We start from the raw sequence: 13550 nt of genomic DNA on the forward strand, positions 1-13550 counted from the left end.
AACTCAGCCATAAGTGCTCCGTATTATAATAGCGTTTTCTTATGTTTAAGTCAGTTACTCCTACCCAGCAAAAAACATATATATAGTTATTATACTACAATGAACGGTAAAATGGTTATTTTATTGCGATAAACAAATTTTCCGCATTGTAATAACATTTTGAAATAAAAATGGCATTTTATATTAAATTTATGATTTTTTATTTTATTAATATGGAATCTCCAAAATTTTGATGATAATATTTAATTACAATATTGATATGGAGGTACTGAAATATGATTTCAAGAAAAAGTTTATTATATACAGCAATATCTTTTACAATCACATCGCTTCTTATGATTGGCAATTCCTTCGCAGCAAAAGCAGCTACAATCTCTGATGGATGCATAGAACTTGTCGGTAAAGAAAATCCCGCTTTTGATACTTCCCTCCTTTCAGGTGATACATTAAAGGACGGAGTAGTAATTAAAAATAACTCCTGGAACACAGATCTTATTGTAGTCCTTGGTGATGAAGAAGTCACAATAAGAGTTGGTGAAGAACTTGTTTTAGATGGCGACTGGGTTATGGAAAGCATCGAAACAAGAGATTTATTCTCTGATAGCCAGGACGATGAAATAACAGATACAAATTCTAATGATACTGAAGAACCTTCCGATTCAAATTCTGAAGAAACTTCCAATTCAAACAACGAAGAAAACAACGATTCAAATACAAACGATAACAACGATTCAAATACAAACGAAACATCTGACGACGAAGACATCACAAATAATGATGATACAGTAAGTAACAACGATAACGCAACTAATAACGACGAAACAATTAACAATGATGATACAACCAATAATAATGACGAAACAGTAAATAATGACGAAGTCGTAAATAACGACGACACAACAAACAATGATGACGAAGTTATAAATAACGACGACACAACGAACAATGACGAAGTAATAGACAACGAAGATAACACAGACAACAATATCTCAAATGATATTAACTCAGACGATAACGACGAGCAGGAAACAAATAACGAAGCAGCTGATGATAACACAAATGATGCTAATGCAATCACAAAGAATTCAGCACAGGATGATGAAGTAACTAACGACGATACATCTAATGGTTCCGACACTTCCGCAAAAGAAGATCAGGCACCTAAGGCAGAGGAAATCGGATCAGTAATAATCGACCTTAGTGGCGCTCCTACAGGATATGTAGTAAGCAGCAATGACGAAGCAACTTATACAGGTACAACAGCTGACAAGCACGCAAGATGCGTTAAGATCCTCGACAAGATTGTAAGCCAGAGCGGAAAAACTTACACAGTTACAGCTATGACAGACGATGCACTTAAGAACGCAAGTGGAAAAGAGCTCATCATCGGAAAGAACATCAAGAATATCGGAAAGCGCGCTTTAAAGGGTGCTAAGTATAAGAAGATCACTATCAGAACAGCTAGCAACGGTTCTCTCTCAGTTGGAAAGAACGCATTCAAAGTAAAGACAAAGAAAGTAACCATCAAATTACAGGGCGTTAAAGGAAAGAATAAGACAAAGGTTATCAACAAGATTCGCCGCCAGTCAAACAAGGATGCAATCATCAAGTAATCAAATATCACAGATACATTAAAAGGCAGGAGCATTGAAGCTCCTGCCTTTTTATTTTGATAAAAATTACGATTCGCTTAGTTCATCGTAACGCGTTCGAACCAGATTCAGTATTACCTCATTAGGTTCTCTTCGCTTATGCGGGATATGCGCCGTTCTTAGTGTCAGCTTCTGACATATCCACTTTTTCCTGCTGTGCCATACGATACTTGAAGAAATCAGTAGCAACCTGAGGGAACAATGCATAGGAAAGAACATCCTCATCCTGCTGCTTCCAAGGCTTAACCTCTTCTTCAAACTTAGGAAGTCCGGGAGCAAGCTTATCTGCAGGTCTGCAGGTAATAACTTCTCTGTCGCCAATGATCTTCTTCTGAACTTCAGGATTGAAGGGTTTGATTGTCTTACCATACTCACCGGCAAGGAGATCCTTTGTCTGGTCGGTAGCAACCTTATATCTCTCACCCATAAGTACGTTCATAACAGCCTGAGTACCAACGATCTGTGAAGAAGGTGTAACAAGCGGAGGCTCACCGAAGTCCTTACGAACCTGAGGGATCTCCTCAAGCACTGTATTGTACTTATCGCTTGCATTCTGCTCCTTCAGCTGGCTAACCATGTTGGAAAGCATACCGCCGGGTACCTGATACATAAGAGTCTTGATGTTAACACCAAGAACCTTAGCATCCATAAGTCCGCTAGCAAGGCACTCTTCTCTGTAAGGTCTGAAGTAATCAGCAACCTCAGCAAGAAGTTTCTGATCAAGACCTGTATCGAATTCCTGTCCCTTGAAGGCTTCAACCATAACCTCTGTAGCAGGCTGTGAAGTACCAAGAGCGAAAGGTGAAATAGCACAGTCGATAATATCAACACCTGCCTCAGCAGCCTTCATGTATGTCATGCTGGCAACACCTGAGGTGTAGTGTGTGTGAAGATCGATAGGAAGTGATGTAGCACTCTTAAGAGCCTTAACAAGCTTCTCTGCCTCGTAAGGAAGAAGAAGTCCTGCCATATCCTTTATACAGATGGAATCAGCGCCCATTGCCTCGATATCCTTAGCAATGTTCATCCAGTACTCTTCTGTATATGCATCACCAAGTGTGTAAGCAAGAGCGATCTGAGCATGTCCGCCCTCTTTCTTGGTAGCCTTTACAGATGTCTCAAGGTTTCTAAGGTCATTCAGACAGTCGAAAATACGAATGATATCAATACCATTTGCAATTGACTTCTGAACAAAATACTCAACTACATCATCAGGATAGTGCTTGTATCCAAGAATATTCTGTCCACGAAGAAGCATCTGAAGCTTGGTATTCTTGAAACCATCTCTGAGTTTACGAAGTCTCTCCCAGGGATCTTCTTTAAGGAATCTCATGGAAGCATCAAATGTTGCGCCTCCCCAGCACTCTACTGAGTTGTAGCCAATTTTATCCATTGTAGGGATAATGGGAAGCATCTGTTCTGTAGGCATTCTGGTGGCAATAAGTGACTGATGTGCATCACGCAGAACTGTCTCTGTAATCTTAACTGGCTTTGCCATAATTTTTTCTCCTTTATAAAATTATCGATTCACGGATTTCTTCGTGCTACGCACTCTCGAAATCCTACAAACATTCGCAATCCATGCTATCGCATTACTTGCTCATGTTTGTTTAGTTATCAAATACATATGAAATTGTGCAAGCACATTTCATATGTGCTTGATAACAATAATCAATCAGAATACTCCAAATACAGCCATAAATGTTCCTGCAACGACTGCAGTACCAACTACACCTGCAACGTTAGGACCCATAGCATGCATCAGAAGGAAGTTACTGGGATCGTACTCAGCACCGACTTTCTGTGAAACTCTGGCTGCCATAGGTACTGCGGATACTCCGGCTGATCCGATAAGAGGATTAACCTTTCCGCCTGTGATAACGCACATAAGCTTACCAAACAGACATCCTGCCGCAGTTCCGATAACAAAGGCAATAAGACCGAGAATAACGATCTTGATTGTTGTGATGTTAAGGAATGCCTCAGCACTTGTTGTAGCACCTACAGATGTACCGAGCATGATAACTACGATATACATAAGTGCGTTAGATGCTGTCTCCTGAAGCTGACGAACAACACCACTCTCTCTGAAGAGGTTACCAAGCATAAGCATACCGATAAGAGGAGCTGTTGTAGGAAGAATCATACTTACAACGATAGTAACAACTATCGGGAAGAGGATCTTCTCAAGCTTGGATACCGGACGAAGCTGCTGCATACGGATTTTTCTCTCTTTGTCCGTTGTAAGGAGCTTCATGATCGGGGGCTGGATAATCGGTACAAGTGACATGTACGAATAAGCAGCAACCGCGATAGGTCCGAGAATTGTGGTCTGGTTAAGCTTTGTAGCAAGGAAGATGGATGTCGGTCCATCTGCTCCACCGATGATAGAGATAGCTGCAGCCTGCTGATCATTGAAGCCCATGGCAATAGCCATGAAGTAAGCTGAAAAGATACCAAACTGAGCAGCTGCTCCCATCAGGAAGCTCTTAGGGTTCGCAATAAGGGGACCAAAGTCCGTCATTGCACCTACACCCATGAAGATAAGTGAAGGCATTATAGCCCACTCATCAAGTAAGTAGAAATAATACAAAAGACCGCCTACACCGTTTGATGAACTCTCGATTGAAACCATAATATCAGGATAGATATTAACAAGTAACATACCGAAAGAAATAGGCACCAAAAGAAGCGGCTCGAATCCTTTGGCAATAGCAAGATACATGAAGATAAGCGCAACAACAACCATTATGTAGTTGCCGGGTGTCATAGTTGTAAACGCTGTCTGTTGCCAGAGATTCGATAATGTGTTAGCAATGTAATCCATTTAACGACCTCCGTTTAGTCTCCTTTTTCTTAGTTCATTGTTGCGAGAACGCCACCGGCTTCAACCTGATCGCCAACTGCAACGTCGATACTTGCGATTGTTCCATCCTGAGGAGCAACCATAGGAATCTCCATCTTCATGGACTCCATAGTAATAACTGTGTCGCCCTTCTTTACAGCCTGGCCAACACTTGCATCAATCTTAAGAACCTTACCTGCTGCACCGGCTGTTACCTTAACGCCGCCTGCACCTGCAGATGCCTTCTTAGCGGGAGCTGCGGGAGCCTTAGGAGCAGGAGCTGCTGCTCTGGGTGCTGCTGCAGGAGCTGCTCCGCCTGCACCCTCTTCTACTGTTACGTCATATACGTTTCCGTTAACGGTAATTGTATAGTTTTTCATTATTTATATCCTCCTAAAATTAGCTAAATCCTTATGCTTTTTTCCAATTCCCAGTGGGTCTCTTGCGAATAGATCTTACAACGTATCCATCCGCTGATCCGCTGCCTTCATAAGCAGCAATGGCTGCTGCAATAACTGCTACGAGTTCTGAATCATCAGAAAGCTCTTCTTCCTTATCAGCGATCTGAGCGGTTACATTTTCCATTGACTTCTGAGTAATCTCTTTGTCAGTCTCAGGCTTCTTCTCACCGATCTTACCGATAAGCGGGAATAAGGAAATAACTATTGCGATTATTATAAGAACAGTAAAAGCCATTCCCATTCCAAGAAGTGTATTAAGTCCTGCACTCTTAAGCTTCTCGCCAAGTGTATGATTTACATTGACTGAAATAAGTGTAGGATTGAGGTTCCTGTCCAGGCTGTACTCAAGGATCGCTGTATGAGCGTTAGGACCTGTACCCTCTATGATAGAGTCTACAAAAAGCTTTCCATCCTTGTTTACATAGAACTCTGTGCTCTTAACACTGATATCATCAGCAAGGCTTCCCATATCGTGATAGCCGAGTTCATCAACTGCGTCGAACCAGTTTCTATAACCTGCCTTGATGATGTCATAAGTCTCTTCATCAAACATGCTGGTTATATCATCAAACATTCTGTCTTCAAAATTATCAGGTGTTACACCGTCTAAATACCATGCCTCAAACCATCCATCCTCTATGGTGTCAGCAATACTTGAGAGAGTATCCATTGTGAATGTCTCTGCATCATATCTACTGCCGGCCACCGTATTTTTCTGAATGGTCTCGCCACATGCTGTAAGCCCAAGTATGCAGATCAGCGTTACACCCAAAGCAAGTATCTTATGCTTCAAGATTCGCTACCTCCTTATACTGTCGTATGCTTCTTAGCAGGACGCTCATCGCGCTTACTGTAAAGCATATCAAATGCTCCGATAACATACTTTCTTGTATCAGCTGCACTAATGATAGTATCTACATATCCTCTTGCCGCTGCACTCTCAGCATTATTCTGAAGCTTCTCATAAGCAGCTGCTGTATCAGCAACTGTAGCTGCATCCTTACCATCAGCGATGATCTTAGCAGCAAGTGAAGCCTCCATTGTGCCAATCTCTGCATCTTCCCAGCAGAAAGTCATGTCAGCACCAACAGCCTTAGAGTTCATGATCACATAAGCGCTTCCAAAAGCCTTACCTGTGATTACATTTACCTTCGGAACTGTAGCATTTGCAAGTGCTGCAACAAGCTTACCTGCATTCTTAGCAACGTGTCTCTCATCACACTTTGTAGCGCCAAAACCAGCTACATTTGTGAATGAAAGCACGGGGATATCAAAAGCATCACAGAAATTAACGAGATCTGCAGCCTTGCCACAAGCATGAGCTGTAAGTGATCCGTCAAACTTCTGAGCAGCTTCGCCTTTTTCATCATAAACAACGCTTCTGTTAGCAAATACGCCTACAGTTGCGCCGCCAAGCTTGATGAAACCAGTAACCATATCCTTAGCATACTCTCTCTTTGTCTCGAAGAATACGCCGTTATCAGCGATCTGGCTAAAGATAAGAGCAGGATCTTCTACAGAACCGTCGAGATTCTCACAAGCACGGTTAAGATCATCTGCACACTCATCAATTGAATCATTGTCTTCATTATTGGAAGGAAGGAGTGAAACGAGCTCGCGGATCTGAGCAAAAATAGTCTCCTCATCACCTGTTACATCAACACTGCCAACCTCTTCACTCTGCCACTTAGCAGAAGAAGTATCGCATTTTTCCTTGCTGTTGCCGGGAATGCTATTTGGTGAATTCACAAACAGCTTTGCTTTTTTCTCTTCCATGAATGTAAAGTCTGTTACTTCAGGGAAAAGTGCAAGGCCGCCGCCACATGAGCCAAGAACGGCTGTGATCTGCGGAACCACACCTGATGCATCGATCTGTTTACGGTAGATCTCACCGAATGCATTAAGCGCATCTGTTGCCTCCTGAAGACGAAGTCCTGCAGAATCGATAAGACCGATAACAGGTGCTCCCATCTTAAGAGCTAAATCGTAGAGACCAGCAATTTTCTTTGCATGCATCTCACCAACAGATCCACCGAGAACTGATGCGTCCTGTGCATAAACATAGACGAGCTTACCGTCTACAAGACCATAGCCGGTAACCACACCATCTGAGGGTGTCTCTGACTGCTTCAGATTGAAATCAGTGTTTCTTGCTTTTACAAGAGCACCAATCTCAACGAAACTGTTTTCATCAAGCAGAGAAACTATTCTCTGGCTTGCCTGAGAAGAACTACTCATTTCTTCACCTCCGTAATATATTTAAATAACTTAACGTAAATCAAAAACACGTCAGAATATAGTATAGCATAAAAAAAGGACTTGGAGAATACTCCAAATCCCGATTTTATGCTAATTTTACAGATTATTGTTACTTTTTTGTCAGATATCTAACTTAACACTTATCTCCTGCTCAGCTTCCTGTTTAAACTCCTCTACACGAACTGCATCAAGGGTGGGAAGTTCATCAAGAGATTTAACACCAAAGCTTCGAAGAAATTGCTCCGTTGTGCCAAAAAGAAGCGGTCTTCCGGGGGCATCAAGTCGTCCGAGTTCCTGTACAAGATTAAACTCAACAAGACGATTTACCGCATGATCACTGTTTACGCCACGGATTCTCTCAACATCAAGTCGGGTAATAGGCTGCTTATAAGCAATGATCGAAAGCGTTTCCATAAGAGCATCTGTAAGAACAACCTTCTTAGGTGTCTTTGCCACCTTTATAAGATACTCATACATCTCGCTTTTGGTACAGAGTTGGAAAGAATCTTCAAGCTCGATAAGGCCTATTCCGCTCTCTTCCTTGTCATATTTTTCCTTAAGATATTTGATCTGCTCTCTGACATCAGCAAGATCCTGATCAGTTGCATTACATAATGCAGAAACACTGACAGAATCACCCATAGTAAAAAGGATTGCCTCAATCGCAGCAGCTCCCTGTTCTTTTGTCATCTCTAAGTCCTCTCATAAATTTTCAAAAGGAAGTTCTGCTCTCACTTCGTTCGCCAGAACACGTTCGGATCAAGCTCGAAACTACCTCGATAAATCCTCTCAGCCATATACATTGGAAGATATCATGATCTCACCAAAGTTTTCTTCCTGCTCAATTGTCAGTTCACCTGTTTTCATGGCTTCAAGAATAACCATAAAGGTAACGATAATCTCAACCTTACTGTACTGCTTCTCAAGAAGCGCTCTGAAGCTGAATCTATTGTGTTCTCTGATAAAGTTCTTTACATATTCAGTCTTCTGGTCGATATCAACAGCTTCCTTCTCAATCTTACCGAATTTACTTCTTATAGGGTCAACCTTATCCTCCTGCCTCTTAAGTAGAGCCTGGAAAATACTGTTGAGTTTGGCAAGATTAGCATCTCCGATGAGCTGCTCATAATCAAGTGGTTCCTCATAGGTCATTACTTCATCCGGAATATTCTTCTTCCTGTAAAGATGAGTATCCGCATCCATCTGCCTCTCTCTGAGTTCATCCGCCATGAACTTGTACATCTTGTATTCAAGAAGCTTCTCAACAAGCTCTGCTCTTGGATCCTCTTCTTCTCCCTCTTCGTTAACCTCTTTGGGCAGAAGCATCTTGCATTTAATATCCACAAGAGTGGCAGCCATAACAAGGAACTCACTTGTAACTTCCATGTCGTCCTTCTGCATGGCTCTGATATATTCCATATATTGTTCTGTAATAACCGCTATTGGTATATCATAGATGTCTATTTTGTTTTTATCTATTAGATGAAGCAGCAGGTCAAGTGGTCCCTCAAAGGCCTGCAGCTTTACTTCCAGTGCCATATACTCCTCACAAAAAAACTTTTACTTTATACTTTCAGGCAAAGCCTGTGTCCATCACTTCTTATCTGAATAAACTCTTATAACGCACAGCTCTCCGGGATTGTTAAACCTGATGGGAACAGTATGCATTCCAAGACCGCGGCTAAGAACCATGTATTTATCACCATTCTTAAAAAGTCCGCCATCATACTTGGGAAAAAGCATAAGTGCCGGCGATAACACTCCGCCAAGAAACGGAAGTCTCGCTATCCCACCATGAACATGTCCCGAAACCGTAAGATCAGCACCCCACTTACAATATTCTTCAAAATAAATGGGATTATGAGCAATCAAAAGCTGATATCTCTCGCTGCAGGGCACTCCGAAAAATCCATTAATATAGTCAACATCCATTTGGGCCTTAAAGAACTTCTTAAAGTACTCATAGCTGGTCTCAAGACCATGGATCTCCATATTGTATTCTTCAAGATAAGTGCCTGTATTTCTAAGAAGCACAACGCCAAGATCTGTCAGCGCCTTTTCATAATTCAGATAAGCTTCTTCTCCCTCGCCTCCTATAGCCCAGGTCTTATACTCATGATTACCGTTAGCCGCATAAACAGGATATTTATCTACTATCTTGCGAATAATAGACAAAACAGGCTCAGGATTGAGTTTATGATGCGAATTCTGACCGGTTATCATATCTCCTGCCATCAGAACCATATCCGGATGAGCTGAGTCTATTGCCTCAACTAATGCTCTGTTACCATCCCCATAATCCTTCTCATGGAGATCGGAAAGCAAACAGAAAACAGCATCTTTTTCAATTTTATCCGAATGAATTTCATATTCTCTTACCACAAAATGAGTCATATCGTGGTATATGATTGCTATTACTGCGGCAATTATCAGTAGCAGCGCAATAAGTATAATTTTTATTGTCATAAGATTCCGATAAAAAAGTCCTTGATTAAAAATAACCAAGGACTTCTCAATTTTGATTAATTATATTTACGTTTTCTTGCTGCTTCAGACTTCTTCTTACGCTTTACGCTTGGCTTCTCGTAATGTTCTCTTTTACGAATCTCCTGCTGGATACCAGCCTTTGCGCAGCTTCTCTTAAAGCGACGAAGCGCGCTGTCTAAAGTCTCGTTTTCTTTAACTATTACTGTTGACATCTCTACTCTTACCCTCCCTTCAGACCCTTCCTTAACGGGGTTCAGGGTTATTTGCTATGTACTATTTAGGCTAATGCCCACATAACATTACAAATTATATCATATATTTTTGTGCCGTCAAGAAGAAATTGAAAAATATTTGTGCAAAATCTAATATGGTTTAATTCTCCAACAACAAACATAATAGCAATTTATTCTTCTATTTTTTTATTACTCATTTTAACTATAACCTTGCCATCACTGTATCTGCAGTATCCTTCAGAAGGATATTCAGGCATATCAGCAAGCACACCTTTATCTGTATTGGAAGAATCCAAATGTTCTATTTTCATTTTTCTTCCAAGTATTCCTTCAAAGTAATGAATCATACTGTCTTCATAAGTTATTGATGAACCAAAGGATCCTAATAATGCATTTTGATATTTATCAGTTAACATATTTTGGTATACTGCCTTTGATTCAGTAAACTCGCCGGCAAAGACTACCGGTGTCTCTCCTTCAACATATCCGTCTATGGAATTCACATCTTCCCATACATTTTGCGCATGTAAGATTGTATTGTCATATACTAATTTCTTATGAGTATATGCGCCATTAGCAAAAACAGCATTATTAAAACATATGATCAATATGCAAACTATCGCTGCCGAAAGAAGTCTTTGAAATTTTTTTCTATTTTCATCTCCCTGATAACCATTTTCGGAATTGTTAATCAATTCATCAAAAACAAGTGGCAGTAAAAAGAACAGGCAAAACGCAAATATCATCAGTTGATGTATCATTCCAAATGATATGACATATATTGCATTTAATCCCAACGGCAAAATCAGTAATAAAGCGGCACTCAGAATCTGTGCTTCCGAACGCACCTTACATATTTTTATGTAATTTATGGCGTAAACCAAAATAAGTAGTAGCAAAACTATTGATGTCACTGTTGAAATTACATTGCTGTATCCATAAGGTAGCAGCAATCGTTTACCAAACGAACCATATGCTTTTGGAATAAGCAATATAATGTCCTTTATTCCATGCGATGCAACGCTTCCCGGACCATTGTAATCATTTGAAAGCTCCACTCCGAATACTTTTGCTGCTATTATCATTGAAACTATATAAACCACAACAGAAATCGCCAGCACTGCAACTTCTTTGATACCTGTCATAATTACTTTATTAACACCTGCTTTGTCATTTATTTCAGCAGTTTTATAAATCAGAATGATCAAAAAAAGTCCGATTGTCACACATATATATGCCTGATATAAAGCCAACGTACAGACTATAAATAATATTGGTAATGCAGTTTTTAATTTTCCGGAACATCTCTCAAATGTATATACTGCCAAACAAGAAAGGAGTAATGCCAGGCAGTCAGCGTCTGCATCAGCTGAATATGTACAAAAGAGAGAAATAAGCGCAATGTTTGATGCAAATAAAACAGAAACACAAAAACCTTTCTTCTGATCAAATCTTAGAAGTCTTTTTACAAAAACCACCGCCAAAGATACATATATTGTACTAAGAACTCCCATCATCCATGGCGTTGCCTCATTCCTGATTATCTTAATCAAAGGAAACAGCCACCTACCCAAATCAACCTTAGCAGCATTATATGTATCATAGAAATACAAAGAATCATGTGAATACATAAGATTTGCGAATGCAAAGCCATGTACTGCCAGCATAATTAAAGCTGTAGATATAAATGTATATCTATCTTCACTGTCAAAATACTTTTCCATAACTCCTCCCAAATATCACACATACCCCACCTTGACAAGCCGGCGCAATCAGAAATAACATATTAAAAAATATATTTGCACTTAAAAACATAGATAGGCTTATATGAAAAATTCCATTACCGCGATAATTCCATTTTATAATTCCAATACCGCTTTGAAAAGCATGCTTGATAGTATTCTTGCAGGCAGCCTGATACCTAATGAGATTATACTTATCGATGATGGCTCAGATGATATCTCTTCAGAAATTGCCAAAGAATACTCTGACAGCAATTCTTGTATCCGTTATTTCCGCCAGGAACATAGCGGTGTTTCAGCTGCGCGGAATCTTGGAATTAACCAAGCCACAGGTGACTGGATAAGCTTTCTTGACGCAGATGATTTTATCGAGCCTGATATGTACAGTGAAATGATCAAAGCAGTATCAGATGGTTCATATGATGGATGTATCTGCGGATATTATACACACAAGGACAGTGTTATCACTCCCTATGCCGGGAATTATGATAGCCCACTTCCCTCTGCCAAAATCCTTGAGAAAATGTTTACTGATGATAATATCCGTGGTTTCCTTTTTACAAGGCTTTTCAGATCAGAAATAGTAAAAGCTCATTCCTTCAACAGCAAAGTAAAAATGTGCGAAGACCTGCTTTTCCAAACGAAAATTTTCTCACAGGCTGATCTTAACTTTGCTTATGTGGCAAAGCCCTTCTATCACTATGTTCAAAATGAATCGCAAACTACAGCTCCCAAAAACTATTTTGAAAACGGTCAGTTTATATATAAACCTTCATTTGATGTGATTAAAACCTTTGTGCATGAGAGTTATGTAGATAAGAATTACAATGATATCATGGAATTCAGTATGTACACGCTCATAACTCAATATAAAAAGAGCGACAACAAAGCCGCTCTTAAATCTCAGATCAGAATGCTTCAGCACGAACTGAAGTCAACACCTTGCAGGAATAAGTCAAAAAGAAGATATTTGTATCAATTGTGTCCAATCCTGTCCTTTAACTTCATAAGACTTTGGAATAATTTGTAACCTGCATCATTCCCCAGGGTTCTGCAGCATATTCTCATAAGTACAGTATATTTCCTGCTACTTTTGCTTTGCCAGCTGGCATCAAAATGATGAATACTGTATGTTTCCGGAGTAATGGTCACTTTTCCTGACCTATAGTCTTTTGGAGCAAAATATTCTACCGGATATATTTCCATTCCAGCAACATTCTGCCTGCTACCATCCGGCTTAAGGCCGTGAGTCAACAGTACCATGGTTCTTAATTTAGGACTTTCTAAAAACTGCTCTTCCCCATTAAAAACTCCAAATACATCGTCGCCGTCATAGACAGACAGCATTTCCTTAATAACCGGGAGCTTGGGGATACAACCAAATCCCTGTCCATCGTTTACGAATTCATTCGTTTCAAAGCCGATATATCCGCTATTTTCACATAATGGTGTGATATCTTTTATAAGCTCGACATCTGTATCAAGATAAATTCCGCCATATTCATACAGTACATCAAGCCTCGCATAATCAGATACAAAGGCCCACTTTTTATCCTTATAAGCTTTTTCCATAAACGGGTGCTTATGAATATCGTAATTATCTTCATTCCACTCTCTGATTTCGAAATCAGGACAATATTTCTGCCAGCTTGCAATACATTTTCTGACATTCTCAGGTTTATCTAGGCCGCCAAACCATAAGTAATGAATTATGTGTGGAATTGTTTTTCCATTCTCAAGTTCACTGTTTTCTCTCATATTCTCGTCAAAATCCTAAATTGCCGTAAACTATCACAATTACATGTGTTTATTGCACACAACATATACGCTAATTATAATAAATATATCAGATTTGAAATAATACAGTTTTA

13 protein-coding genes are annotated in these 13550 nt (G+C 40.0%); 2 read left to right on the forward strand and 11 right to left on the reverse strand.

The genetic code is table 11. The features are described 5' to 3' along the window. Positions 1–275: 275 nt before the first annotated feature. Positions 276–1613 carry a hypothetical protein gene (locus G603_RS0112785; RefSeq protein WP_026670474.1) on the forward strand — a complete coding sequence of 446 codons (1338 nt, stop codon included), beginning with the start codon at positions 276–278 and terminating at the stop codon, positions 1611–1613. Between the two features lie 136 nt (positions 1614–1749). Here the strand turns inward: G603_RS0112785 and G603_RS0112790 are convergent, their stop codons facing one another. The 10 genes from G603_RS0112790 to G603_RS0112835 all read right to left on the reverse strand — a co-directional run bounded on the left by G603_RS0112790 (position 1750) and on the right by G603_RS0112835 (position 11661). Next, positions 1750–3150, reverse strand: coding sequence for an oxaloacetate decarboxylase subunit alpha (locus tag G603_RS0112790; RefSeq protein WP_026670475.1), 1401 nt, complete (start codon positions 3148–3150; stop codon positions 1750–1752). A gap of 177 nt (positions 3151–3327) precedes the next feature. Continuing rightward, positions 3328–4479: a sodium ion-translocating decarboxylase subunit beta gene (locus G603_RS0112795; protein ID WP_026670476.1), complete on the reverse strand. Its 1152-nt coding sequence runs from the start codon at positions 4477–4479 to the stop codon at positions 3328–3330. Positions 4480–4508: 29 nt separating this feature from the next. Beyond that, positions 4509–4877, reverse strand: coding sequence for a biotin/lipoyl-containing protein (locus tag G603_RS0112800; protein ID WP_026494419.1), 369 nt, complete (start codon positions 4875–4877; stop codon positions 4509–4511). A gap of 31 nt (positions 4878–4908) precedes the next feature. Further along, the gene (locus tag G603_RS21610) at positions 4909–5751 is read right to left on the reverse strand and encodes an OadG family protein (protein ID WP_051207842.1); all 843 of its coding nucleotides are present in this window, start codon (positions 5749–5751) and stop codon (positions 4909–4911) included. A gap of 14 nt (positions 5752–5765) precedes the next feature. Continuing rightward, a complete protein-coding gene (locus G603_RS0112810) occupies positions 5766–7196 on the reverse strand; it encodes an acyl-CoA carboxylase subunit beta (protein WP_026524247.1) in 1431 nt (476 codons plus the stop codon). Between the two features lie 141 nt (positions 7197–7337). Beyond that, positions 7338–7907, reverse strand: coding sequence for an SMC-Scp complex subunit ScpB (scpB, locus tag G603_RS0112815; RefSeq protein WP_026670477.1), 570 nt, complete (start codon positions 7905–7907; stop codon positions 7338–7340). A gap of 99 nt (positions 7908–8006) precedes the next feature. Continuing rightward, a complete protein-coding gene (locus G603_RS0112820; protein WP_026670478.1) occupies positions 8007–8756 on the reverse strand; it encodes a segregation and condensation protein A in 750 nt (249 codons plus the stop codon). 54 nt (positions 8757–8810) lie between these two features. Continuing rightward, positions 8811–9683 carry a metallophosphoesterase gene (locus tag G603_RS0112825; protein ID WP_155832675.1) on the reverse strand — a complete coding sequence of 291 codons (873 nt, stop codon included), beginning with the start codon at positions 9681–9683 and terminating at the stop codon, positions 8811–8813. A gap of 56 nt (positions 9684–9739) precedes the next feature. Then, complete coding sequence (gene rpsU / locus G603_RS0112830; RefSeq protein WP_022755619.1) at positions 9740–9916, reverse strand: 30S ribosomal protein S21; 177 nt, start codon at positions 9914–9916, stop codon at positions 9740–9742. 191 nt (positions 9917–10107) lie between these two features. Next, positions 10108–11661: a glucosyltransferase domain-containing protein gene (locus G603_RS0112835; protein ID WP_026670480.1), complete on the reverse strand. Its 1554-nt coding sequence runs from the start codon at positions 11659–11661 to the stop codon at positions 10108–10110. Between the two features lie 103 nt (positions 11662–11764). Here G603_RS0112835 and G603_RS0112840 point away from each other — a divergent pair, with 103 nt between their 5' ends. Then, positions 11765–12709 (forward strand): glycosyltransferase family 2 protein, encoded by a 945-nt coding sequence (locus G603_RS0112840; RefSeq protein WP_035793146.1) that lies wholly within the window; start codon positions 11765–11767, stop codon positions 12707–12709. Here G603_RS0112840 and G603_RS0112845 read toward each other — a convergent pair. Continuing rightward, on the reverse strand, positions 12655–13437 hold the full coding sequence (locus tag G603_RS0112845; protein WP_051207847.1) for a glycosyltransferase family 32 protein: 783 nt from the start codon (positions 13435–13437) through the stop codon (positions 12655–12657). The two genes, G603_RS0112840 and G603_RS0112845, sit on opposite strands and share 55 nt — an antisense overlap. Between the last annotated feature and the right edge of the window lie 113 nt (positions 13438–13550).

It is taken from the genome of Butyrivibrio sp. AE3006 (assembly GCF_000424165.1).
Lineage (GTDB): Bacteria > Bacillota > Clostridia > Lachnospirales > Lachnospiraceae > Butyrivibrio.